This is a genomic window from Hafnia paralvei ATCC 29927 (genome assembly GCF_001655005.1).
In the GTDB taxonomy this organism is placed as follows: domain Bacteria; phylum Pseudomonadota; class Gammaproteobacteria; order Enterobacterales; family Enterobacteriaceae; genus Hafnia; species Hafnia paralvei.
Genome location: NZ_LXET01000007.1, coordinates 177,955 through 202,603 on the forward strand (window position 1 = coordinate 177,955; position 24,649 = coordinate 202,603).

At 46.3% G+C, this 24,649-nt stretch carries 25 protein-coding genes and 1 pseudogene; 18 read left to right on the forward strand and 8 right to left on the reverse strand.

What is annotated here, in order from left to right; all coding sequences use genetic code 11:
- Positions 1-3: 3 nt before the first annotated feature.
- From M988_RS02300 to M988_RS02310, 3 genes are read right to left on the reverse strand one after another with little or no spacing between them, the layout of a single operon-like run.
- Positions 4-1,200, reverse strand: coding sequence for a DUF4268 domain-containing protein (locus M988_RS02300; RefSeq protein WP_064572670.1), 1,197 nt, complete (start codon positions 1,198-1,200; stop codon positions 4-6).
- On the reverse strand, positions 1,193-2,527 hold the full coding sequence (locus M988_RS02305) for a restriction endonuclease subunit S (RefSeq protein WP_064572671.1): 1,335 nt from the start codon (positions 2,525-2,527) through the stop codon (positions 1,193-1,195). The genes M988_RS02300 and M988_RS02305 overlap by 8 nt, the downstream gene beginning before the upstream one ends.
- A complete protein-coding gene (locus M988_RS02310) occupies positions 2,517-4,223 on the reverse strand; it encodes a class I SAM-dependent DNA methyltransferase (protein WP_064572672.1) in 1,707 nt (568 codons plus the stop codon). Before M988_RS02310 ends, M988_RS02305 begins: the two co-directional genes overlap by 11 nt.
- A 215-nt stretch (positions 4,224-4,438) precedes the next feature.
- Here M988_RS02310 and M988_RS02315 point away from each other — a divergent pair, with 215 nt between their 5' ends.
- Together M988_RS02315 and M988_RS02320 are read left to right on the forward strand one after the other, a co-directional pair.
- Positions 4,439-5,416, forward strand: a complete 978-nt coding sequence (locus M988_RS02315) for a toll/interleukin-1 receptor domain-containing protein (protein WP_064572673.1) — start codon at positions 4,439-4,441, stop codon at positions 5,414-5,416.
- A gap of 76 nt (positions 5,417-5,492) precedes the next feature.
- Positions 5,493-5,801, forward strand: a complete 309-nt coding sequence (locus M988_RS02320; protein ID WP_049617288.1) for a hypothetical protein — start codon at positions 5,493-5,495, stop codon at positions 5,799-5,801.
- A gap of 456 nt (positions 5,802-6,257) precedes the next feature.
- Here the strand turns inward: M988_RS02320 and M988_RS02325 are convergent, their stop codons facing one another.
- The 3 genes from M988_RS02325 to M988_RS02335 all read right to left on the reverse strand — a co-directional run bounded on the left by M988_RS02325 (position 6,258) and on the right by M988_RS02335 (position 8,202).
- Entirely contained in the window at positions 6,258-6,914 is a 657-nt protein-coding gene (locus M988_RS02325) for an inovirus Gp2 family protein (protein ID WP_080990571.1), read from the reverse strand.
- A gap of 388 nt (positions 6,915-7,302) precedes the next feature.
- Complete coding sequence (locus tag M988_RS02330; RefSeq protein ID WP_064572675.1) at positions 7,303-7,899, reverse strand: hypothetical protein; 597 nt, start codon at positions 7,897-7,899, stop codon at positions 7,303-7,305.
- A gap of 96 nt (positions 7,900-7,995) precedes the next feature.
- Positions 7,996-8,202, reverse strand: a complete 207-nt coding sequence (locus M988_RS02335) for a helix-turn-helix transcriptional regulator (protein WP_033853003.1) — start codon at positions 8,200-8,202, stop codon at positions 7,996-7,998.
- 647 nt (positions 8,203-8,849) lie between these two features.
- Between M988_RS02335 and M988_RS02340 the strand changes: the two genes are divergently transcribed.
- The 12 genes from M988_RS02340 (at position 8,850) to M988_RS02395 (ending at position 16,461) form a co-directional block, all read left to right on the forward strand.
- The gene (locus M988_RS02340; RefSeq protein ID WP_064572678.1) at positions 8,850-9,800 is read left to right on the forward strand and encodes a hypothetical protein; all 951 of its coding nucleotides are present in this window, start codon (positions 8,850-8,852) and stop codon (positions 9,798-9,800) included.
- Positions 9,801-9,925: 125 nt separating this feature from the next.
- Complete coding sequence (locus M988_RS02345; RefSeq protein ID WP_064572680.1) at positions 9,926-10,801, forward strand: GTPase family protein; 876 nt, start codon at positions 9,926-9,928, stop codon at positions 10,799-10,801.
- A gap of 211 nt (positions 10,802-11,012) precedes the next feature.
- Entirely contained in the window at positions 11,013-11,702 is a 690-nt protein-coding gene (locus M988_RS02350; protein ID WP_064572682.1) for a helix-turn-helix transcriptional regulator, read from the forward strand.
- A gap of 107 nt (positions 11,703-11,809) precedes the next feature.
- Positions 11,810-12,226, forward strand: a complete 417-nt coding sequence (locus M988_RS02355) for a hypothetical protein (protein WP_064572684.1) — start codon at positions 11,810-11,812, stop codon at positions 12,224-12,226.
- A 44-nt stretch (positions 12,227-12,270) separates the two neighbouring features.
- Positions 12,271-12,738, forward strand: coding sequence for a hypothetical protein (locus M988_RS02360; protein ID WP_211271665.1), 468 nt, complete (start codon positions 12,271-12,273; stop codon positions 12,736-12,738).
- A gap of 95 nt (positions 12,739-12,833) precedes the next feature.
- Positions 12,834-13,655, forward strand: coding sequence for a DUF932 domain-containing protein (locus M988_RS02365; protein WP_064572686.1), 822 nt, complete (start codon positions 12,834-12,836; stop codon positions 13,653-13,655).
- 71 nt (positions 13,656-13,726) lie between these two features.
- The gene (radC, locus tag M988_RS02370; protein WP_057068553.1) at positions 13,727-14,197 is read left to right on the forward strand and encodes a RadC family protein; all 471 of its coding nucleotides are present in this window, start codon (positions 13,727-13,729) and stop codon (positions 14,195-14,197) included.
- A 12-nt stretch (positions 14,198-14,209) separates the two neighbouring features.
- Positions 14,210-14,533 (forward strand): type IV toxin-antitoxin system YeeU family antitoxin, encoded by a 324-nt coding sequence (locus M988_RS02375; RefSeq protein ID WP_064572690.1) that lies wholly within the window; start codon positions 14,210-14,212, stop codon positions 14,531-14,533.
- 36 nt (positions 14,534-14,569) lie between these two features.
- The gene (locus M988_RS02380; protein WP_064572692.1) at positions 14,570-14,890 is read left to right on the forward strand and encodes a TA system toxin CbtA family protein; all 321 of its coding nucleotides are present in this window, start codon (positions 14,570-14,572) and stop codon (positions 14,888-14,890) included.
- 113 nt (positions 14,891-15,003) lie between these two features.
- Entirely contained in the window at positions 15,004-15,837 is an 834-nt protein-coding gene (locus M988_RS02385) for a DUF4942 domain-containing protein (RefSeq protein ID WP_064572695.1), read from the forward strand.
- A 96-nt stretch (positions 15,838-15,933) separates the two neighbouring features.
- Positions 15,934-16,182, forward strand: a complete 249-nt coding sequence (locus M988_RS02390; RefSeq protein ID WP_064572698.1) for a CopG family ribbon-helix-helix protein — start codon at positions 15,934-15,936, stop codon at positions 16,180-16,182.
- A 3-nt stretch (positions 16,183-16,185) separates the two neighbouring features.
- Complete coding sequence (locus M988_RS02395) at positions 16,186-16,461, forward strand: type II toxin-antitoxin system RelE/ParE family toxin (protein ID WP_049617298.1); 276 nt, start codon at positions 16,186-16,188, stop codon at positions 16,459-16,461.
- A 725-nt stretch (positions 16,462-17,186) separates the two neighbouring features.
- Here M988_RS02395 and pdxR read toward each other — a convergent pair.
- Positions 17,187-18,662 (reverse strand): MocR-like pyridoxine biosynthesis transcription factor PdxR, encoded by a 1,476-nt coding sequence (pdxR, locus tag M988_RS02400; RefSeq protein ID WP_064572699.1) that lies wholly within the window; start codon positions 18,660-18,662, stop codon positions 17,187-17,189.
- A 190-nt stretch (positions 18,663-18,852) separates the two neighbouring features.
- Between pdxR and torC the strand changes: the two genes are divergently transcribed.
- From torC to torD, 3 genes are read left to right on the forward strand one after another with little or no spacing between them, the layout of a single operon-like run.
- Positions 18,853-19,986 carry a pentaheme c-type cytochrome TorC gene (torC, locus tag M988_RS02405; protein ID WP_064572704.1) on the forward strand — a complete coding sequence of 378 codons (1,134 nt, stop codon included), beginning with the start codon at positions 18,853-18,855 and terminating at the stop codon, positions 19,984-19,986.
- A 47-nt stretch (positions 19,987-20,033) separates the two neighbouring features.
- Positions 20,034-22,544 carry a trimethylamine-N-oxide reductase TorA gene (gene torA / locus M988_RS02410; RefSeq protein WP_064572705.1) on the forward strand — a complete coding sequence of 837 codons (2,511 nt, stop codon included), beginning with the start codon at positions 20,034-20,036 and terminating at the stop codon, positions 22,542-22,544.
- On the forward strand, positions 22,531-23,172 hold the full coding sequence (torD, locus tag M988_RS02415) for a molecular chaperone TorD (RefSeq protein WP_064572709.1): 642 nt from the start codon (positions 22,531-22,533) through the stop codon (positions 23,170-23,172). Before torA ends, torD begins: the two co-directional genes overlap by 14 nt.
- Before the next feature lie 85 nt (positions 23,173-23,257).
- Here the strand turns inward: torD and M988_RS23310 are convergent.
- Positions 23,258-23,491 (reverse strand): annotated as a pseudogene (locus tag M988_RS23310) (MipA/OmpV family protein); the annotation flags it as partial.
- Positions 23,492-23,538: 47 nt separating this feature from the next.
- On the opposite strand from M988_RS23310, the gene M988_RS02420 reads away from it, so the two are divergent.
- Entirely contained in the window at positions 23,539-24,459 is a 921-nt protein-coding gene (locus tag M988_RS02420) for an alpha/beta hydrolase (RefSeq protein ID WP_064572711.1), read from the forward strand.
- Positions 24,460-24,649: the final 190 nt, after the last annotated feature.

Sequence of the window (24,649 nt, forward strand, 5' to 3'; positions counted from 1 at the left end):
GTGTTAAACGTGTTCGGCTTCTTCAGTGATAATTTCAGCTTCATCATGCCCGTTAAAGGTTCGCTTAATCAACTGATTAAGTTCCGGTAGACATATTGAAAAGGCTTTTTCAAATGCCGTCATATGCTCTACCAACCAGTCAACCATCTCCGGCCACTTTTCCTGATCTGCGATGCCGTTGATGGGTTTTCTGTAAGTAATACGACAGGATTTCTTATCCGGTAAGGCCTGCCAAACAATTTCATGTCCAAAGCGATTTTCGATAGCGGATTTGCGTTCATGAAGCCAGTCAAACGCAAATGTATTAGTTTGTGCTGACGGTTTGGCAATCCAAAGCTCAACCCTAATTTCTTTTTTGCTGAAGATAAGATTGTACGAAACGCCACTGATGCCAGAACCTGCGCTTAACCAGTGGTCGGTGGACGGGCTGATATTATTGTAAAGTGAACATGAGCTAACGCGGAATTTCTCCAGAGCCTGGGTCCAGAACGCCTTACGTAAATGGTGGCGAGCTTTGGATTCTCCAGTCGTGGACTGCTCCTCAGCCTCTTTCTGCGCCATACCGATCATGTAAGATTCCGCTTCCGGCGTTGGGATAACCTGCTTGATATCAATAAACACATCGTTACCATAACGGTAAGGAGTGACCTTAAAGCACTGTACGCGAATATTGAACTGCATTAACCAGAGTGCGGTATTGGTTGCTTCTTTGCGGAAATTTGCTGCGACCATCATAATGCGCTGTGAACGATTTTGGTTAATTTGCACCTCTTCCAGGCTATCGTACTCAAGAAATTCAGCGAGCACGTCAGCCGCAGGACGCGTTTCTTCTGGTTCGTTCTGATCAAGGTAACGCTGAAAGATCTCAACGATATGTTCTTTGCGCAAATTGGCGCAGTAACCCGCATATTTCAGCGCCTGCCAGACGACATCGCGTCCGGAATCATCGAGCTTGTTCTCGATGATCACCAGATTACCGTCCTTGTCTATCGCCAGTAGATCAAGCCGTTCTTTGGTATCGTCAAACCCGGCAAACTCTTTCTGAATGATAAGTAGTTCATCATCACTGTTGCGAGTCAATGCCTGCGGATGCTTCGCCAGCCATTCCTGCAAGTGATAGCGTTCGGTGAAAACCGCGTTAGTGAAGGTAGTTTCCTGAAGCGGTTGCAGGCTATTGCTGGGCTGATCGACTTTAAACATAGTCAGTTTCCTTTGCTACTTCCTCTGCTTCCGGTAGGCTGATTTCGCCGGAGAGGAGTTTGGGAAGTAGGGTGTCGCGTAAACCCACTAAGGATACTATTGTAGTATTATTTTTTTGAATATTATTTCTGATGGTTGCTATGTGATTGTCGAATTTATTCAAGATAGATTGAGTTGGTTTCAATACTTCAAGACGATAAACATTATCTCTATTTAATCCAGGAACAGCAGCGTCGGTGTTCATGCTGGGCAGATTCAATGTTTTCATTAAATAATATAAATAACTTAATGGAATTTCTTCTTTAGTGGCTACGTAATAGACAGTATCAATTGGATGGAATTTTCCATCTTCCCAATAAATTGTACCAATTGAGCCTTTTCTGCCCACTATAATACCAGGCCCTTCAACAAGGTAAGCGTTATGAGAACCGGTAATCCCACCCGAACCATAGACAGGATATGGCCCATCAATACGTTCTGTTTTTTTTAATGCTTTTCCGTAATGAAGGGTTGCTATATTTGACATTCGTTGCGAAGTCCATCCAGCCGGAATGTCCCCTAATTCACTTTCCTGCATAGTCGGCGGGAACAACTCTGCCGTAGCCCTGAGTTCAGTATATTTTTCAGGATACTCTCGCTCAAAAATAGCCAAAGAATCAGCATCCTTTCCAGAAATTGCCGTCATGGCAGCAAGTGTTGCATCTTCCTGCGAACCACCTGCTTCCAGCACCGCGATTTTGGCTTTTAACGGTTCAAAATCAACAAACCAGCTTTTGAACAGGGCCTGTGCCATTTGTTCGAGGGTTTGATTGACGTTTTGATTACACTCAATCATTCCATCTATTGATGACAAAACACCTGCGATTCTCTTTTGTTCTTTAATTTGTGGGAGCCTAACCTGTGCATCACGTACCATATCTAAGGTCAGGTTTTTCATAGTGCTGTCATAAGCATTATGAAGAAGCCTGCTCCTTATATTTAACAATACGTAATAAAGAAACTCTTTATCAATATCAACTAGCTCAGTAAATACTTGCCATCCATCATGGATACATGCTGTTATCTCCATAAACTTTGGTAATCCAGCCGTTCCACTATTGGAAAGAATTAAATCGCCTTTGTTCACAATAACACTACGACTAATACCTTCTGGCTTTATAAATTCTTTCGTTTTAGATATATATCTAGACTTGCTCTCAGTAGCATCAGATATTTTAACCCATGGCATTCCCTTAGGGGCCATATAATCAACAATTGGTCTAGGAGAAGAACCGCGTCGAATAGTGCAGACATCTCCAAGTTTAACTATTTTCCAATCAGAATTCATAACCCATCTCCGCCAGATTTACCTTAATCTGTACTTCCAGTTTTTCGCGTTCTTCCAATTGGTCTTTAAGTTGTGCGGTCAATCGCGCCATCTTCTCGGCAAATTGCTCATTGTCGTCGTCCTGATTAACCTCACTAATGTAGCGCCCCGGGGTCAAGATAAAATCGTTTTTCTTTATATCGTCCAGTGTGGCAGCAAAACAAAAACCAGCCTTATCTTCATAATTCTTATCCGTCTGCCAGGCGTGGAAAGTATCGGCAATCTTTCTAATATCATCTGCCGAAAAATCACGCAGCACGCGATCTTTCATAAAGCCAATCTGGCGGGCGTCGATGAACAACACTTCGCCTTTACGGTGCGCCTTACCGTTACCGCCAGATTTATCTTTGGTCAACAGCCAGATACAGGCCGGGATTTGGGTGTTGGTAAACAGTTGTCCCGGCAGCGCCACCATGCACTCAACCAGATCCGCCTCGATAATCGCCCGGCGAATTTCGCCTTCACTGTTGGTATTGGAGCTCATTGAACCGTTCGCCAGCAGTAGCGCCATTGAACCTTTCGGTGCCAGATGGTGGATCATATGCTGCATCCAGGCAAAGTTGGCATTACCCTGCGGTGGTGTGCCGTACTGCCAGCGGATATCATCTTCCAGCTTTGCATTCCACCACTCTTTCATATTGAACGGTGGGTTAGCCATAACAAAATCAGCACGCAGATCCGGATGCTGGTCGTTCAGGAACGTATCGGCGTTCTGTTTACCGAAGTTAAAATCGATGCCACGAATCACCATGTTCATCGCAGCCAGACGCCAAGTAGTCGGGTTCGACTCCTGCCCGTAAACGGAGATATTGCGTTTCTGCTCAGCCGCGTTGTAATGCTTTTCATCAGCATGCGCTTCAATAAAGCGATCGCTGGAAACAAAGAATCCACCGGAACCCATTGCCGGGTCATAAACGCGGCCATTGTAGGGCTGAAGCATTTCAACAATCAGTGTCACTATACTTTTGGGCGTGTAATACTGGCCGCCCTGTTTGCCTTCCGCCAGCGCGAACTGACCGAGGAAATACTCGTAAACGTGACCGAGAATATCTTTGCTCTTCAAATTGAGCTTCACGCCATTGTATTTAGGCTCGCTGAAACTAGTATCGGAGAAAACGTTAATTAAGCTGATTAACAGGTCGTTACCAAGCTGATAGTGTCCGATACGGTTAAGGATGTTTTTCAACTTCGGGTTGCTGTTTTCGATAGTATCCAGAGCGATATCAATCAGCTTTGATACTGACGTCATGACGATATTTTTACTGCTATCGTCTTTCCCCAGAACCGTCCCTACAGGTAAAGCCGCGTTGGTTTTAAGCGTTTCCCAGCGAGCCAGCTTTGGCACCCAGAAGACGTTTTTCTCGGTGTAATAGTCCTGGACTTCCAGTTCTTCTGCGATCGCCTGCTGGTAAGCCTCTTCTGTGTCGTAATCGTCACGAGAAAGCGCGTAAATGTTGTCCAGGTTGGACTTATCTTCAAACAGCCCTTTCAGTTCCTTCTGACGGGCGTCAAAGGCATCTGAAACATACTTCAGAAAGATAAGACCCAGTACCACATGCTTGTAGTTGGCCGCGTCCATATTGGCGCGTAGCTTGTCTGCGGCTTTCCAGAATTTAGTATCCAGATCGTTCAGAAATTGCTGTTCAGCGTTGTCCATCAAAACCTCAAAAAATCATCTATGCCTGGTTCGGTGCCCAGGTTGCGTAGAATCGGGGAAATTATTAGGGATCATACCCTGACGTCAGAGCGATACCAAGATGAAGGGCTGATTTCCGCATCAATACCTTGCGGCAAGGGGGGATTACTCTTTTACACTTAATAGGTGCAAAATAACGGTGTTTTTCATTTCCCTACCGGAGCATCTTACGCGCTATGACCACTCTCGTTTTTTCCTATTCTCATGCAGATGAAGCACTACTCAATGAACTTCAGAAGCACCTGTCCCCTCTGAAGCGGATAGGTAAAATTAGCACATGGCACGATCGCCGTATCGTTCCAGGCCAAGAGTTTGAGCGCCAGATTGATCTGTACTTTTCCCAAGCAGATATCATCTTGCTACTGATCAGTAGTGATTTCATCAATTCTGATTACTGCTATCAGGTTGAAATGGCTAATGCGCTTGAGCGGCACAACCGGGGTGAAGCGGTGGTCATTCCGGTAATCTTAAGAGATTGTGCCTGGCATCAGTTGCCGTTCGGCAGCATTATGGCGGCGACAATCGATGGTAAACCGATTACCCGATTTTCCAGCCACGATGAAGGCTATGTTCAGGTCGTCGATGCAGTTTCCCGCGCTATTGACAATATAAAAGCGAAAAAGCCGCAGCAGAGTGTGCACGCTGCAGCTCCGGTGAATCCGATGCTTCAGGCAGCAGATACCGTTTTTACACCGCGTTCCAGCAATCTTTCTCTACCCAAGAGCTTTACCGACCTGGATAAAGATCGCGCCCGCCACGAGGGTTTTGAGTATGTCGCTCGTTATTTTGAAAACTCGCTGGATGAACTTAAAAATCGTCATGCTGGGTTAGACGTTGATTTCCAGCGAATTGATGCGAATTCATTCACTTGCTCAGTGTATATCAACGGTAGCAAGGTTGGTCAATGTGGCATCTGGCGTGGTAATCAACATCATGGAATGGGGGATATCTGTTATAGCCAGGATAACGTTGTTCGAAACAGCATTAACGAAAGCCTGAGCCTTGCTGATAATGGTCAATCTCTCGGTTTCCGTGCTCTGATGGGAGGATTTAGCAGTGGCACCTCACGAGAAGAGTTGCTGACAAACGAAGGGATGTCAGAACATCTCTGGGGAATGTTCTTTGGAGTAATCAAGCAACGTATGTCTCGATGATTAATTGCCCCAGAATCGTTTACTTAGCCCAATTTGAACGAAGCCGGTACTGACAAATTACGATAAGGATATAGAAATGGTACAACTTAACCTTGCCAAGGTGCTATTACTTGGAGACGAAAGCAATGGATATGTCCGTTACGAAATATTTTCAAAAGAAGGAGAGCGACCAGACTATCCAGAAAAAATTATGGTTTATCGCGAGAAGGTATTGGAGGTGAACGGTGATAAGTATTGGGCTAAAACGGATGAAATCATCAGTCTGGATCATCTCGGATTCCAGGAAGGGGGATTTCAAATGGCAATTACTTACCAGATGCGTCCTGCGCGGGATATGTTTTCAGCTATAGATGAATGCAGAAAGCATTATAGTAATTCCCAGTGACCGGACGATTATAGAACAGACTAATTCAGCAAAGTTGATCTCAGTTCTACTTCAGTTCTGAATATTTGGCGTGGTAGGCCGGGCAGCGACTGATCCTTAATAATTAGTGCCAGATTGCGTACAGTGCCGATTGTCTCTGTTAAGCATTGAGATAGATATGGTGCAGACGATTAATCAGCTGCATTTCACTGATGTCTGGCTTCGCATAAGGACAATCATGCAACGTATAGCCACAGAGAAGACAGATATAACTGTCGTTAGGCGCGCCCTGTGTGGTTAATAGCCTCGTAACATAATCGGACTCCTGTTGGCAGGCGTAAGCCGTCCCTGAAGGGCAGGCAGACGCCATGCTGTTGTATAGATTAAAAGGATTGAGAAGGGTATCGCGGTGCGGTTGTCACACTATGAAGTTGTTGCGTAAATAAATCGCCATCAGCAAAAACAGTGTATGGAATCTCAGCCCTGACTACAGCCGAATGAGCGTTCAGCACTGCTATAGCGTTTAGTTCGATGCTTTGCCATGTAGCTCAGACGGAAAGTCAGTGCATTTAGTTTGTCCATAAACTCCGGTTTATTAAGCTCCAGGAAAGCCAGAGGGTTATCAACAAAGTGCACCAGCGTCAGATATTCAGGCCAGTCACGCTTCTTCATTGCACTTAGCCATGCGTTTTGAACAAGAGAGGCCAGACCTTTCCCCTGTTCGTCGTAGCTTCCCAGAGCATTGAACGTGTCTGTATTGACGAAGAGGGCCATGTGATAATGCTTCTTGCCGCCCAGTTCTGGTTGCTCCAGCACCCAGACGTAGCGAACTGAAGAGCGATGGCAGCGTTTACCTTCCCTGGCTTTTCTTTGTCGGTAAGCGACTATCTGAGCTTTCAGTGAGTCGATAAAGCGGGACATTAGTCCCGGGCTTAAGTCAGCATCACTGACAATGCTGTCACCCACATCTCCGGCTTCCGGTAAGTGTAAATCCACCCTGATAACCGTGGTTTGTGGATGGTCCTGCAGTGCGTTACAAAGTACCCCTTCGATACGTTGTAGATATTTCTCGTTGAAAGGTTCATGGCGTTGGTCCACTACCATTGGATGGATGATGTCATCGAACAAAAACATAATGGATTCCTCCACCTATCGGGAAACAGCAGGCATACAGGTGCCTTCCTGAAACACAGACAGGCATAGTGATTGGGAGATTCAGGAATTAACGCTGACGGGGATACTGGTCAGGCGTTGCTTGTGACTTAGCATACGGCTCTGGTTATTACAGCCTTATGCCCTGCAGGGGGTTATTTAATTGTTTGTATTATATGGCTATTGAGAGGTTGCTGGGCCTTACCCCATAGGTAAATACTACCTATCCGACATCAGCTCCGCTTAGCGGAACCTTTTGGGGCAAGGCTTAACTTATTGTTTCAATGAAAATAATTACTCCGAAGTTAGCTGCTCCATAAAATATGTATTTGCCCTGGAATGGTTATGTATGCGTCGCTTTTCGAGCGGCTCAAATCAGCGGATCGAGTACAGTGCGGTAGGCAAAGCAGACGTACTCATCTATCATGCTGGTAAGCATATGGTTCTCAGCCTGCCGGTCATTAACCCAGTTATTTACTTCCTCGCTTGTTTTGAACTTTAGACTTTCAATCCAATCAGCAAGACAATTCCCCAACATCAAATCGTACCAGCACAGCCAGACAAGCTTTAGACGAAGTTCAGCCCCTCTAAACTGCTGAAACAGGCTGGTGAGCTTATTTGCCAGTGAACGCTGTTTTAAACGGACACATTCGGAAAGCAGAACGCCTTCAAGCATGGGATGGTGGGCCAGCAGGTGTTCCTGCGTTAATAAGCTTACACTCAGGTCATCATCTATCGATAATGATGCTGCCGCTGCCTTTCCATAAATAAGCCGATGTAGCCAGTGAGGCACAATAGCAATAACAGGTTCTTTCCCTGGAAAATTAAGACAGCCAACCGTCAGGCTATGATAGTGATATATGTTTTGATGACACATTCCCTGCCGGACAGTCAGCTTCGTAAAATCCGTCAACCAAGTCTGGTAGCATTTATGAAGTTCTTCGTAACGCGGTTTATAGTCTTTCATGGTTCATATTCCTTCTGGCTTAAATTACAGGCAACAGAAAATCTCCGGGTAGCCGGATAATTATTTTCATGCTGCGGGTTTAGTTAGGGGAGAGGCCTATTTGCGTGACTGGTTAATGCGTTCCTGAAGCCAGGTTTCAACTTCACTTTTTAACCAGCGGGAGCTACGACCCATTTTTATTGGTTTTGGGAAAACATCATCTTTAATTAGCTTATAGAACCACTTGTCCGTTAAACCAGTCAGGTTGGTGATAAATGCCATATTGACAAACTGGTCTTCTAAAAGAGATGGATGGGTATTCATTGTTCGATTCTCCGGTTAAGAAAGGTAAGCCGGACTCGTGATGTTTGATAACGACCACGTGCTTCGGCATACCAACCCGGTAATCTGTAAAAAAAGTTGAAGGTCATTGACCTCTATGCCACTACGGGCCTACAGGCAAATTGAATTGCTTAGTGTTACCTCATAACAATCCGCCAGCTATCAGCTACCGAGTTCCCTGAACGCCACTCCATACCAATTTCTTGGCTGCCATTGAGCACTGTGCTAAGGGAAATTTTTTCATTAAATGTCATAAGGTCGCTTACTGCGGGAGTGAATAAAGCATCCACTTCTTTCCATGTAGTTACTGAGCAGTCAATCGAGTTAATGGCAGAGGGACGTGACTGCTGAATTTGGCTACGATTTTTGTGCAGAACACAATGGGGTAAGTTTTTTCATGGGTTGTAAGTAGAATACTGTATCCTTGATGCGAAAAAGGCTAGGTGCCATACCTAACTTATTGATATTTTATGTTGTATCTGAAATTTAGCACTACACTTTTACTACATTAATACACTGTTTTTATATCATTATTTTCTTCAAAAAAAGTATGGTTTACATCTGGGTTGTGTTCTTTTACTCTTGAGTGAAATGATGGAAAACAACCATTCTGGAGTAGGAGATGTATCGTGGAGGGGGATGAATTCGATGAACGGGAAATGCGAAAAAAGACACAGAGGCTGGCAAGTCGCCTGAAGTGGTTAAGGACAAACCCCAGGGCAAGGCATTTCTTTCTCTTTCATTTACTAACAAAGAAAACCGTAGCACTTGCTAGTGCGAACATCCGAACTACTCCCGATGTGCCAAAGCTTCATGTCCATGATCCTAAAGTGGTCATGTCCCCTCAGAATACGGGAGAAATGAATAATAAAAGCGAGATAAATATTCAGGATTTAGACCTGGGCTTAGAGGAGTTAGATATAAGTTTGGTTCTACCAAAATGTGATCAGGCTAATGGATTAGACTTCTCAAGGATAACAAACACGGATGTCATTCCAGATGTAATGGAAAAAATAATCGATGTCATTTTGAACATGTATCGATCGCCAAGGCTGGCGGATCAAGTGATTACGGAAGTGGTGGTAGCTTGGGCTAATGCCAGCAATCAGTTCCCTAGTGCATTTTCATGGCTGGACAAGGATAACGAAGAACAATGTTTGTGGGTTTGGGAGCAAATGAGGAAAAAATATATTTCTATTGATACCAAGCCTATTTCCTGTGAACAACGTTACCATTTCATTATTGCCATATTTGATAACTGGAAAGGCTGGAGTAACGAGCAACTGAGTTATCTGAAGGAAAATAAAAGAAGGAAGGGTGAGAAATTAATTTCTCATGGTTTGGGAAGTGCAAGTTCATTAAATCACAAAGAAATATTGCTCGAAGAACTGGGTAAAGCTTGGGAGCAAAAATCTCGTAGGAAAAAGATAAAAGATACAGTCCCACCTTTAAAATTAAATAAATTATACCAAAAGAAGTTGAGCCAGATTGCTGAAAGTAAAAGCATAACGCTGGATGAAGCACTCAAATGTCTTATCGATAATGAGTTATTGCGTGTGGGCATTTTGAAGGCTAGATAGTAGTAAATCAGATATGGTGCAGGACACACATCATTCCAAATAATTTCAGACAGATATTATCCCGGTGAATCACCCCCGAAGCCTTCCTGGCTCGGGGGTTTTGTTTTTCTGTCTGAGGTCGTTTCATGAAAAAATCAGAAGGTCTGCAGGCCATCGAGAAACCGCTGGCATCGCTCCCCTATGCCATTGGAAAACATATTCTTGACCATATTCAAAAGCTCACTCATTACGAACCGATCATCGGCATTATGGGCAAAACAGGGGCCGGGAAAAGTAGCCTGTGTAATGCGCTGTTCCAGGGTGAGGTCACTCCCGTCAGTGATATTGATGCCTGCACCCGTGACGTACTACGCCTGCGCCTGAGTAGTGGCGAGCATAGCCTGATACTGGTAGACCTACCCGGTGTAGGCGAGAGTGAGCAACGGGATAAAGAATATGAAAATCTGTATCGCCGTATTCTCCCTGAGCTGGATCTCATCCTGTGGGTTATTAAAGCCGATGATCGTGCTTTCTCCATCGATGAACGTTTCTACCGGCGTGTGATGACTGGCTACCAACAACGGGTGCTGATTGTCGTTAACCAGGCTGACAAAATCGAGCCATGTCATGAATGGAACGCCACCAGCAATGCACCATCACCGCACCAGTTGACTAATATCGTGACCAAGCTGGACTCCATTCGCCAGCTGTTTTCACTGAGCCATCCGGTGTGCGCTGTCTCAGCGAGAACAGAATGGAATCTGCCATCAATGGTAGAAACGATGATGTGCTGCCTGCCAGACCGAGCCACCAGCCCATTGGCGACACAACTGCACGGGAGGTTATGCGGTGAACCGATAAAAAAGCAGGCTCGTGAGGGCTTTGGCAACGCAGTAGGAGAGGTGTTTGATTCTGCGGAAGCGGCATCATTTATTCCTGCACCATTAAAAGCGATTATTCGTACTGTCCGCGATGCCGTAGTATCCGTTGCCCGTGCCGTTTGGGACTGGATTTTCTTCTGAGCTGGCTTACCTGCCATTATATTCAGGACACACCCTGTCCGTTCTGATGTTTATAATCTGCTGAATTTCGACAGTTTTCCCTTTAAGCCCCGTCACAGTTGATTTCAGCAACAGTAAAAAATACGTCTTCTTGTGTCCACTCCCTGTCCCACCCTTTCGTTAAAATAACTTTTTAATTTTCAGCTAATTATATTACTGGAGAACCTGTCTCATGACTCAGGCTGAACGCCGTCATGACCGGCTTGCCGTCAGGCTGTCGTTAATAATCAGCCGCCTGGTGGCGGGTGAAACTCTGGATTTGCGAAAGCTGGCAACTGAATTCGGTGTGTCGGTTCGTACCCTGCGCAGGGACTTTCGGGAACGTCTGATGTATCTGGATCTGGAGTATCGCAAAGGTCAGTGTCGCTTGCTGTCCGGAGGTCGACAGAGAGAGCTGGCGGTGATGACGTTTGCTCGCCAGTCGGGGGTTGAAGCGCTGTTTCCTGATATGGACAACCATCTGGCCAGTTCTCTTTTGAGCGGGCCAGTGGAAGCTCCTTGCCTTATTTGGCCGGGAGTTGCGCAGGTGCCATCCCCAGACTCTGGCGTGTTCGCCCAACTGGTGAATGCGGTGTCTGAACACAGGAAAATAACGCTACTGGGAAACGGTTGTCGCTGTACGGGTCTTGCTCCCTACCGTCTGGTTTTACGTGATGGTGAGTGGTATCTGACAGGCGAGCATCAGGCCCGGATAGCAGTATTTCCCCTCGCGGAAATCCGAGCTGTCACGCTCCACAACGACAGCTTTACCCTTGATACCGCAGTACGCGACATCCTCTCCTGTCCAGATTTTCTTCAGGCGTTACCTCACTTTCAGTTCATCAATGACGTGATATCAACCTTCAGAGCCGAACTACATTGACCATAACTTTCAAGAGATTAAAGATGAGTTACCTTCAAAATATTAATACGAATTTGTGCCGTACCATATATTGCGCATCCGCTCTAATAGCTTTCACTTCAAGTTTTATGGCGAATCAGGCTCATGCGAATATCGAGAATGGCTGGTCGGGCTCTATTCAAGGTGGTATCCCGGCTATCACTCGCGAATCCAGTTCCGGTAAGCTTTTCTGGTGCAATCAACGGATGGTGCTTACAAAAGCCTGTCGTATCGTTGACATCTCACCAGGCAAACGCGTTGCGATAGTAAATCAGCCTAAGCCTGAAGCGAACTGCCCCAACGGGATTTGGGGTATCGTTGACCGTGAATCAGGCATCGCCAGAACCATTGTGCCCGACGATCACAATAAAGTGACGTTTGAGCAGTATTGTCGCGGTAACTTTAAGGTCGGTTTTGTTAAAACCAGCAATCCAAATGTTCTGGCTAAGATTGTGGTGTATTTCAATAACCAGCCTGTTGACTCGTTGGAATACGTTACAAAATAGAATTCCTCCCAAATAGCTCAGGAAATTCATTTAAGGAGAAAATTATGCGGTTATTTTACGGAATTCTGATGGTATCAATTCTGACATCCGCAACAACGGCTCAGGCAATACCGAATATGTGGTCCAGTGGATTTGGTCAGGGGATAACAGAATATCTAATCACCAACCCGGAAAATGTCGTTTTTAACCTTAACTGCACCATGACCCCGGATGAGCAGAATACCCTACAGCACAATGTATTCATCGACCTACCTGACGGTACTCGCGTGGACTCACGCGATGACAAAACAACAATAACGGTTGTGACCGATGATCAACAGTTCCCGTTACCTGCATCGCTGGGCTGGCGAAATGGAGACAACGCTTGGATTCAGTTTATTGATGCCCTCGGTCACGCCGCAACGTTCGATGTTTATGTTAATGATAAAAAAGTAGGAAGTTTTACTCCTGGTATTAAGAATACGGAAAAAGAGCTGGATGACCTCAGCGGCTGCAGGAATACCGCTGGTTAACATTCTTTCTTAACAGCCCTACCATCATCTTATAGGCCATGCCTCCTTCGGGAAGCATGGCCTTTTCGTTTTTAATGTCTAAATAAGGAATAGCAATGATCCGATTAGCCAGCCGCTTTGGTGCGGTCAATCTTGTACGCCGCGACCGCCCGCTAACCCGCGACGAATTGGCCCATTATGTGCCCAGCGTCTTCAGCGAAGAAAAGCATCAATCACGCAGTGAGCGATATACGTACATCCCGACCATTACCCTGCTCGATAACCTGAAACGTGAAGGTTTCCAGCCGTTCTTTGCCTGCCAGACCCGTGTGCGCGACCAGAGCAAACGCGAACATACTAAGCACATGCTACGTCTGCGTCGCGAAGGCCAGATCACTGGCAAGCAGGTGCCTGAAATCATACTGCTTAATAGCCACGACGGCTCCAGCTCATACCAGATGCTGCCGGGGTTATTCAGATCGGTTTGCCAGAATGGACTAATTTGCGGTGAGAGTTTTGGAGAGGTACGTGTGCCACATAAAGGCAACGTGGTGGAGAAAGTCATTGAAGGAGCTTACGAAGTGCTGGGGATTTTTGATCGCGTAGAAGAGAAACGCGATGCCATGCAGTCGCTGATGTTACCGCCACCTGCTCAGCAGGCGATGGCAAAAGCGGCATTAACTTATCGCTTTGGTGAAGAGCATCAACCGGTGACGGAATCGCAAATCCTATCCCCGCGCCGCTGGCAGGATGAAAGTAACGACCTGTGGACCACTTATCAGCGCATTCAGGAAAACCTGATTAAAGGCGGTCTGTCTGGACGAACCACCAAAGGTAAACGCGCCCATACACGCGCTGTTAAAGGTATCGACGGTGATGTAAAGCTCAACCGTGCTCTGTGGGTGATGGCTGAGAATATGCTGCAGCTTGCTTCATGAACCTCTTTTATTATCCCTTCCCCCAGGCCTTGCCAATAAACCGGCGAGGCTTTTTGTTTTAAGGAACAAATATGTCTGTATTCAATTTATCCCCGGTATTTCCTGCAAACGAGCAGCGTATCATTCGTCGGGCGTTACGATTGCTGGAGAAATATCAGCGTCAACCGAGTGAGCCATTTACTTCCACTAGCTTCACTAAAACCTGGCTGCAATTACAGATGGCTCATCAGGAGCGTGAAGTTTTTATCGTGATGTATCTCGACAATCAGCACTGCCTGCTGGGATGCGAAACACTGTTTACCGGCACACTCAGCCATACCGAAGTGCATCCCCGCGAAGTGGTTAAATTGGCTCTGAAACACAATGCCGCTGCGGTAATTCTGGCGCATAACCACCCGTCAGGTACGACAGAAATCAGTCAGCAGGATAAACACATCACTCAGCGGATAGTGAAAGCTTTAGCACTGGTAGAAGTGCGAGTGCTGGATCATCTGGTTGTTGGGAATGAAGTGGTTTCTTTTGCTGAGCAGGGTTTGCTTTAAACGGAGATTTTCATGTCAATCACACCATCTCATGAATGGGGTCTACAAAGCGATATCACCCCTCGATTTGGCGCAAGATTAGTTCAGGAAGGCAACCGGCTGTATTACCTAGCTGACAGGGCTGGATTGACGGGGAGCTTTAGCCCGGAGCAACTGCAGAAACTGGATCAGACTTTCCCGCTGTTTATAGGTCAATTGGAAGCAATGCTGCGGTTCGGTGAGCTAAATCCACAGCAGCAACATCAGGTGAACATTCATCTTACGGGTTTAACCTGCATAGCTGACACCCGTGGTAGCTGCGGTTACGTTTACATCTCTATTTATCCAACCCCGTAACACCTTCTCTCTTCTTCTTTTCTCAGGATTCTACCCATGCGCATTTCATCTGTACCGGCCACGGTGCCGGTTTCGTCACGCCTGTCGCCCGTGCAGGTCTGGCAACAACTTTTAACGTATCTGTTGGAGCACCATTACGGCCTGACGCTTAACGACACACCATTTCATGACGACGCGGCCATTGAGGGGCATATCGACGCAGGAATCACGCTCGCCGATGCTGTTAATTTTCTGGTGGAACGTTATGAACTGGTACGCATCGACCGCAAAGGATTTACATGGCAGGAGCAGACGCCATTCCTGACCGCCACCGATATTCTCAGAGCCAGGCGAGCTACCGGGCTGATGAATACATAAATTCTTCGAGCTTCATTCCTGATTTTTACTTCTGAACTTCCCACCTTTTTTATTCATCGCATAATGCGCCTGCCACTCCCGGCAGGCGTGTTTGCTTTTACGGACGATTAACGATGCAAACAGAACCCGATGTATTAATGGAACACAATGAACTCATCCTTTCGACCAATATTGAACGTGTGGTCACAGGCCGCGATACCGCACTGAAACAGATAGAACAACTCATTGAGCAGCTTGATGCCATTTCACGGTTAACCTCAGAAATTGGCGGGGGTACAGCGCAAGACTGGGCGATGAAGCCAGGGCACCGCTACGATAGTTGGCTGACTGAGAAGGTAGATAAAGCACTGCCTGCAATCACCCGCAATATTGACCGCAGTATCTGGCGTGATTTGATGCTGAAGTCCGGCATGATGGCCTTGATGGATGCACAGGCTCGCGACCAGTGGCACAAGAACCTGGAGGAGGGCGACCTTCCTGCAATCAGCGAGGAGAATATCCTCAGTACCTTTGAACAACTGCACCTGAATAAAATGGATGTATTTGAGCGCGGGATCATCAACATCTTCAAAGGCCTGTCATGGGATTACAAAACCAATAGTCCCTGCAGCTTTGGTAAGAAGATCATCATCAATAATCTGGTAAGTCACAATCGCTGGGGATTTAGTCTGAACTGGGGTTGGCGGAGGGATCAACTGGCCGATTTGGAGCGAATGCTGTTTCTGCTGGATGGAAAACCCATCCCTGACAACCGGGGTGATATCTCCACCCGGTTGATGGAGCATATCCGGGATAATCCGGCTAAGGGCGTTTACGAAGATGAGTTCTTCAGCATTCGTTACTATCAAAAAGGCACAGCGCATTTGGTCTTCAAGCGTCTGGAGTTGATTGAGCGAATGAATGACATCATTGCTAAACACTTTCCGGGAATGCTGGCTTCGAGATGATGGGGGGACTGATGTTGTCTTCGCCGCAGGTAGTTACGCGAACACAAACGTGCTATTTTAATAAGTGTTATTAACTTTTATTAAAAGGTGACGGTCATGAGACAACTCGCGAAACAGACGATCAGTGCTCAGATCCCTTCAGAGCTTGCTGTGGCGGTTGAAAACCTGGCTATTGAACTGGATAGATCCAAAAGCTGGGTGATTAAAGAAGCGCTGACCGCCATGATTGAAGAGAGAGAGCGGCGGCATCAGCAGATTTTGAAAGGGCTTGCTGATGTCGATGCGGGAAGAGTGGTTAGCCATGCGGATGTAGTTGACTTCGCTAACAAACTGAAAAAATCGTAACCTATGGAAATACAGTGGACCCAAAAGGCCCAGGATGATCTGGAGCGTATTTATAGGTTTGCCTGTCAATACAGTCGGCAACACGCTGACAACGTATTAGAGCGTTTGCTCATAGGAACCTCAGGGCTCGCGGAACATCCAAGAATCGGTGTTTCTCAGATAAGATATGAACCACGAGAAGTGAGAAAAATCTTGTTTGATGATTATGACGTTCACTATGAAATTCAGCGCGACACTATCTATATTGTTGACCTTTGGCATACCCGAGAGGATCGCTGAAGTTCGTCATCTTCCAGGTAACCCTTGCCCCGATTCGAGTCCCAAAATCAACGATTAAATGTGTTGGTATCGATGTTGGTACATCATCTAAATGTTATTTTTTATTTGTTTTAAATCAAAGGATTAATCATCATGTGCGAGTCCGGCCTTCGCATCTGAACATCAGTTGACGTCAACGAGTGATTTTTGTGCCTGAACCCCGCTCCCTGCAAGGAATTTCCCGTTTTTTAACCTGATCTTTATATATTATTTATTCAAAGATAGTCTAGCATGTAGTCTATATAATGAAAAAATCCAGAAAAATAAAACGTTGATCATTGTTGCTCATGTGAATATTAAATCCTAATAAAACCAATGAAATTAATTTTATTAGAGAGATTATTTGTCATGATTTATAATTGTCGTGAATATTCAATTTAGCTCAATATTTCATTATCATTTATGTGGATTGTAATTACTAAAGCAATATTTAAACAGGTTATTCCGCGATAATCGACATCATATCCATATCCATGCGCAAAATGATAATAGTTCCTGACTGAGTTGAATCAATCATCACAAACTTATTACATTTACGTTGAAACACGTATATATCAGCGAAAAATGACTAAGGTATACAAAAAACAATCCAATATTGGGCTTCTGATTTTGTAAGTAATTGTATTAGGTAAGCGATAGCGATAAAATTTTCTTTAGGATAATCACTAAGCTTATGGTAAATCGCTTTATGTGATAAACGGTAGTTCTTGCTCGATAACCATCAATACTTTTTGCAACTGTGTTGCGTTCAGCCCTCCAAAACCAAAAAAAATCGCTGTTTCTGCACTGTGACCTTCCCATACGTCTTCTGACCCATTTTTTAGTTCGTGCAGCGTGTCAAAGCGTACCGCTGATAATAGGCAGCGAGCACGTAGTTGTTGAATGATTTCAGGGGAAAGCGACGTCATCAGCGTTAGATGGAGTCCAGCGTAGTGCCCCCATATTTTTCCTTGAGGAAATAAGTGTTGTAGACCTTTTAATAGTACTCGCTGCCGTACTTCGTATTCGCAGGCTAACTTACTTAAATGGGTATAAAAAACCTGACTGTGCATAAAGTCTGCTAGGAATTGCTGTAATAGCCAGTTGCTACCGCTATTACTAAGCCCCTTCATATTTTTTACTGCGGGTAGAAGCGCATCTGGGCAAACTAAATAGCCTAATCGAATTCCTGGCCCTAGCGTTTTTGAAAAGGTTCCGGCATAAATGACCCGATCTTGGGTATCCATTGTTTTGAGCGCAGGCAGCGGATTTTCTTCATAGGAAAATGCAGAGTCATAATCGTCTTCTATTACATAAGCTCCGACGCGTTGTGCCCAAAGCAACAATGCTTTGCGCCGAGAAAGCGATAGGCGACAGCCTAATGGATATTGATGAGAAGGAGTCACGTAGCAGAGTTGTGTTGGATGTTCTGGTAGTTGAGCTACACACAATCCGTGTTTATCGACATTTACAGCGGTGATGTTGGCTCCATGGTAATTAAATATATGCCAAGCGCCGGAGTAGCATGGAGACTCCGTCACCACGTGGCAGGGAGTTGTTTTTGTGGCTAATTTATTGAGCACAAAGAGTTGGCTGAGCAGTGATAATCCCTCTTGTACTCCGTTGGTAATAATGATGTTTTCAGATTGGGTATCAACGCCGCGAGAAAAGCGCAAATAGCGAACAATCTCTTGGCGTAGAGAAAGTAGGCCTTGTGGCGAGTGGTAGCGCGTGACTAACTGTTCTTTGAGATTTGATGGTGCATTATTCCATTTTCGCCAACTAGACCAAGGAAAAGCATTAGGGTCAGGAATGCCCATTTTACAGTAAACCTCAGCGGCCGGCTGGCTATATAAATCTACCGGAACCTCAGCAGGCACCAGACTTGTGGGCGCTGGGCCTTTAAAGTAGGGAATCTTGCGACCAACGGGTTTGACCGGCCGTGCAAAACAGACGTGATAACCCACTCCGGGGCGGCTTTTTATATAGCCATTAGCGACTAGTTTCTCATAAGCCAATGTCACTGTAATTCGCGCAATTTTTAATCTGCGGGATAATTCGCGAATTGATGGCAGCATATCACCAGCAATACATTCTCCATGCGTTATCGCCTGATAGTAGTATTGAAAAATCTGTAATTGCAGTGGTATATCGCATTGCCTATCAAGTTCGATTTCCTGCATAAAATTATTAGCCTTGTCTCTTTTTACATAATCAAGCTCTGTACATTACTTCGCTTTGCCACCCCATAGTTTGACTCTACTCATAATGTGGTATCTGGCCCTATTTTTGCCGCCGCCCGTATCTATTTGAATGCATGTTTTCTCCGTTAGCTTAGTCGCTATAAATAATGAAAACTGAGGCAATACCATAATGTCATGGATACGAAAGAAAACGCTTTGGCTCTTTATTGCTGGAGCAGCAGCAATGCTGATGCTGGTATGGGGAGGCTGGCAGGGAGTACATCAGACCAGCACGACAGAATTTTGTTTATCTTGCCATTCGATGAGTAGTGTCGGGCAGGAGTATAAGGCGAGTATACATTTTAAAAACGCCTCTGGAGTACGTGCTGAGTGTAAGGATTGCCATATTCCACCAGGAATTATTCCAACATTAGTACGTAAAACTGAAGCGATTAACGATATTTATCACGAGTTTGTCTCTCCATCGATTAATACCCCGCAAAAGTTCGAAAGTAAGCGGGCTGAATTGGCGCAGCGCGAATGGAAGCGTATGAGTGAGAACCGTTCTGCGGCCTGTAAATCCTGTCATGCCTATGATGCGATGGATCACAGTAAACAGTCGGCCAATGCAGCCGCACAAATGACTCCCGCAGCCCTAAAAGACAGCAACTGTATCGATTGTCATAAAGGAATTGCCCATCACAAACCGAATACAAGCAACGGGTTTCGCGATCAATACAAAATGCTCGTTCAGCAGAGTTCAAGCCTACCTAACGCATCCACGTTGTATGCCCTGAGTGAAAAATCGCTTAGTGCTACCGTCGATGGCTCTGCGGATAAAGCGCTACTCATGCCTGCTACGGAGGTTGCCGTTCTACAAAAACAAGGCAACAAAGTACAGATTCAGATTGTGGGCTGGCGTGAGAGCAGCGGACGTGGACGCGTGATTACTCAATATCTCGGAAAACGTGTGTTTGCTGCGGTATTGGATCCTTCGTTGCTGCCTGCGGTAAAGATCCTCAAAACTGAAGTAGATCCTATTTCTCATCAAGAGTGGCAACAAATCAGCGTAGCGGTATGGACGTCGAATGATGGCTTTACTGACAGCATCGAGCCTGTATGGCAATACGCAGATCAAATGCTGCAATCAACCTGTAGTGCTTGTCATAGCGTGCCCCCGACAACGCGTTATAACGCTAATGGCTGGATTGCTGGGCTAAAAGCGATGTCGGCCTACTATCGTCTGAATCAGCAGGAAGAACGCACCTTATTGAAATACTTGCAAACGCACGCCAGCGACACGAGTGAAAGTAGCCCCCATTAAAACAACCAATTAGAAAGCTAACTCCATGAGCAATTGAGGAAATAACGATGGACTTTAACGATTTCAGCCCTTCACGCAGGCGATTTATTACCGGGGTATTGGCCGTTGGCGCGGCAAATATCCTTTCCCCTCAGCCTCTGCTAAGCCGCGTATGGGCTGCAGATGAAAAACCGGATCTTTGGATACAGTCTGGTTCACATTTTGGTGCCTTTGAAGCTAGGGTGAGTAACGGCGAGTGGATTGATACTCGGCCATTCAAGCATGATAAATTTCCGTGCGATATGCTCAAAGCGGTAAGGGAAATTGTCTATAACCCATCGCGTACGCGCTATCCGATGGTACGTCTCGACTGGCTACGTCATCGTGATAAGTCTGATCGAAGCCAGCGTGGGGATAACCGCTTTGTACGGGTAAGTTGGGATCAGGCTCTCGATTTGGTTTACCAAGAGCTTGAGAGAGTCCAAAAGCATTACGGCTCATCCGGCGTTTTTACTGGCCTTGCCGATTGGCAAATGGTTGGCAAATTACATAAAGCAGGTGGTGCGATGGATCGCGGGCTGGGTTTGCATGGAAGTTATGTGACGACCGTTGGAGATTACTCGGCGGCAGCGGCTCAGGTGATCTTACCGCACGTTATTGGTTCACTGGAGGTTTACGAGCAGCAAACATCGCTACCTTTGGTGATTGAAAACACTAACACCATCGTTCTGTGGGGGTGTGATCCGATCAAAAACCTGCAAATTGAGTATCTGGTACCCGATCACGATCCCTTTGGTTATTGGCTGCAAATTAAAGAGCGAGTTGCGCAGGGGAAAATGCGGGTGATCAGCGTCGATCCGGTGCGTAATAAAACTCAAAATTATCTCAACGGTGAGCAGTTGGCGTTAAATCCGCAAACTGATGTCGCATTAATGCTTGGCATAGCGCATACGCTATATCAGGAAAAAATTTACGACTCTGCTTTTATCAAAGATTATTGCGTTGGTTTTGAGCAGTTCCTGCCCTACTTGTTGGGAGAGAGTGATAAACAGCCAAAAGATGCCGAGTGGGCGGCGAAAATTTGTGGCTTAGACGCTGACCAAATCCGTGAGTTTGCCCGTTTATTGGTCAAAGGCCGTACTCAGTTTATGGGGGGCTGGTGCGCACAGCGTATGCATCACGGTGAACAGTATCCATGGATGCTGGTGGTATTAGCCAGCATGGTGGGGCAGATTGGCTTACCTGGTGGAGGGGTGGGATTTGGCTGGCATTACAACGGCGGTGGCACGATAACATCGTTGGGGCCGGTCTTATCTGGTTTGGGGAGTATTGCGAATCCTCCACCGCCGATTCACGCGGCCGATTTTCGTGGCGCTTCAGAGCACATTCCGGTTTCACGTTTGATTGACTGTTTGCTTTCGCCGGGGAAAAAAGTGGCGTTTAACGGTGAAACATTGACGTACCCCGATATCAAAATGGCTATTTATAGTGCGGCCAATCCATTTCATGCCCAGCAGGATCGTAATCGTATGATCGAAGCTTGGAAAAAGCTGGAAACGGTGGTCGTGCTGGATCATCAGTGGACCGCCTCTTGTCGATTTGCCGATATTGTATTGCCGGTGACGACGCGCTATGAACGCAATGACGTGGAACAGTTTGGCACCCATTCTAATAAAGGGTTGATGGCGATCCGCCAGATCGTTAAACCACAGTTCGAAGCTCGTCACGATTTCGATGTGTTTCGTGGTTTGTGCCAGCGCTTCGGGCGGGATGATGTTTACAGCGAAAAGCGCGATGAAATGCAATGGATCAAGGCTATTTACCAAGAGGGAGTAAAGCAAGGTGAGGCTACCGGTGTCCCCATGCCAGATTTTGATACTTTCTGGAATGGCGAGGGCTATATTGAATATCCCGCAGGACAGCCTTGGGTACGTCACGGTGATTTCCGTGAACAACCCGATCTCAATCCATTAGGCACACCATCAGGGCTAATTGAAATTTACAGTAAAACCATTGCCGATTTTCATTATGAAGATTGTCCGGGGCATCCGGTGTGGATGGAGCCGTTTGAGCGCAGCCATGGCGGCAAAGGTGCTGAAAAATACCCGCTGCATCTGCAATCATGTCATCCCGATAAGCGGCTGCACTCACAGCTGTGTTCCAGCGAGGATTTTCGTAAAACGTATTCTGTAGCAGGGCGTGAACCGCTCTATATCAGCCCCAAAGACGCAAAATCTCGTGGGCTAAAAGCGGGCGATGTAGCGAGAGTATTCAACGATCGTGGGCAGGTATTGGCCGGCGTTGTGATAAGTAGCGATTATGCATCAGGAGTTGTGCGTATTCACGAAGGTGCATGGTATTCGCCGTTGGTGGGTGGTAAAGCAGGAACATTATGTACCTACGGCGATCCTAACGTTTTAAGTGCAGACATTGGCACATCACAGCTAGCTCAGGGGCCATCGGCGCATACTGCTTTGGTTCAGGTGGAACGGTATCGCGAGGAGCTTCCTGCTGTCACCGGATTCGGTGGACCACTGGAGGTTATCTCAGAGAACGGGGGAACTCATGCAGCTATTTGATGATATGGCTCGGCAACGAGCCCAAATTTATCGTTGGTTCTCGCTGCTTTTGTTTCAAGAGCTTTCAGATGAGGCTCTGGCTGGATTGCGCGACAAAAACAATCTGGCGCTGATGAATGGTTTGAAGTTTATTCCTGAACTGCTGTTGCCTACACGGCAGTTCCAGCGACGACTGTGCGCGGCCCTTAAGCGTAAAGCTCGTCAGCAGGAGTTAGCTGCTGATTTTGCGTCGCTGTTTTTGCTGCCGTCACCTACAGGGGTATCCCCCTACGCCGGACATTATCCACATACGACGCCTTCCGAGGAACGCAGAATCATGCACCAATGGCTGGTGGAGTTGGCACTCGTCCCAGAAAACAATGAAGCTACCGATCATATCGCCATTCAACTCGCACTGATGGCTGCGTTGATCGAAGGCGACCCTCACTCTGAAATATTGTTGGCGCAGCAGTATCATTTTTTGCACCAACATCTTTTAGTTTGGCTACCATTATTCTCTAAACGTAGCTACCAGCGTGATAATTTTGGCTTTTATGCTGCAGCAATAGGCCTTCTGCTGAGATTTATACAGCTTGATATAGAATGGATAATTGACAGTTTTCCAATGAGAGACAGCAACGAGGGCTAGGTTGAAAGACTAGAAAAATAACGGAGCACTGACGATATAAGACAACATGACGTCTTTGTATATCACCAGTGTTCTGTCTATTTATTTAGAAGCTCCAGCTTACGCCAGTAAAGAGGCTAAAATCATAGGCACTATCAACCATTGGGCTATTCTTGATTTGGTCATCTAGCATCGTATAGCGAGCCGAACTCAGCAACGTGAGTTGGGGTAATAATTTATAGCTAACACTGAGGCCTAAGAACGGATTCCAGCTATCTTCTGGTTGGTATTTTTTTAATCCGCTATTATGTGATTCATGGTCGGATATGCCGTAATAATATTGAGTAAAGCTGTTTAGAAAAAATCTTCACTCAGGGAGCATAGTCAATGGCGCTTGAAGCCGCAATTGCAGAGTTAGTCGCTGATTTTATTACCAAGGGACGTCCCTCATCACGCCATCAAACCTTTGATGAACGTCGCGCCGGATATATCGCTAGCACGGTTTTAGCGGGGGAGATAGAACAGCGAGTCACCGTTGAAGATAGGGAAATGGGCGGGATTTCACTGCGCGTGTTTTCTCCTCTCAACGCTGAAGGTAAGCTGCCTGCCGTTATTTATTATCACGGTGGATGCTTTGTCAGCGGAGGTTTTGCGACCCATGACAACCAGCTTAGGCAGTTGGCCTTTCTCAGTGGTTGTAGAGTCATTGCCGTACAATATCGTTTAGCGCCGGAGCACACTTATCCTGCCGCTCATGATGATGCGGAACGTGCTGCGGATCTTATCTGGCAATATGCCGATGAGCTGAACATTGAACGCAGTCAGATCACATTGGCAGGTGACAGCGCGGGCGGTCATCTTGCTTTGATAACCGCTCTGCGCCTGCGTGATGCCAATCGGTGGTTACCTCAGCGGCTGGTTCTGATTTATCCGATGATTGATGCAACAGCATCGTCTGAAAGTTATAAGCGCAATGGTGATGATTATGTACTCACCCGTGACACGCTGCTCAGCGGTTTTGAAGCCTATTTCCAGCAGACTGAGTTGATGCATCCAGAAGTCAGTCCGCTGTGGCGCGATGACTTTTTCGGTTTACCTCCGGTGCATATTCTCACGGCCGAATACGATCCGTTATGTGATGACGGTGAAGTGTTGTTTGCGCGTATGACGGAGCAGGGCGTTAACTGTAGTGCGCAGCGTTATCTTGGTGTGATCCACGGGTTTTTCCAGCTTGGCGGTATTAGCCCGACTGCGCGCAACGCTATGCGAGATATCGCGGCGAAAATTAGCTCACCTTATCCATTATAATTTATCTCCCTGCGAACAGGCCGAGCTCGGCCTGTTCACTTTGCATCACAACAGAACCACCATCGCGTCGCCCAATTCATCTTTCCCACACCTTCAACGGTGCTATCATATTGATTCAGGTTTTGAAGGAATCAGGCAACGTATTGATATGTTGTCCACCTGCAACGGGCTGTAAATCATGGTGATGATG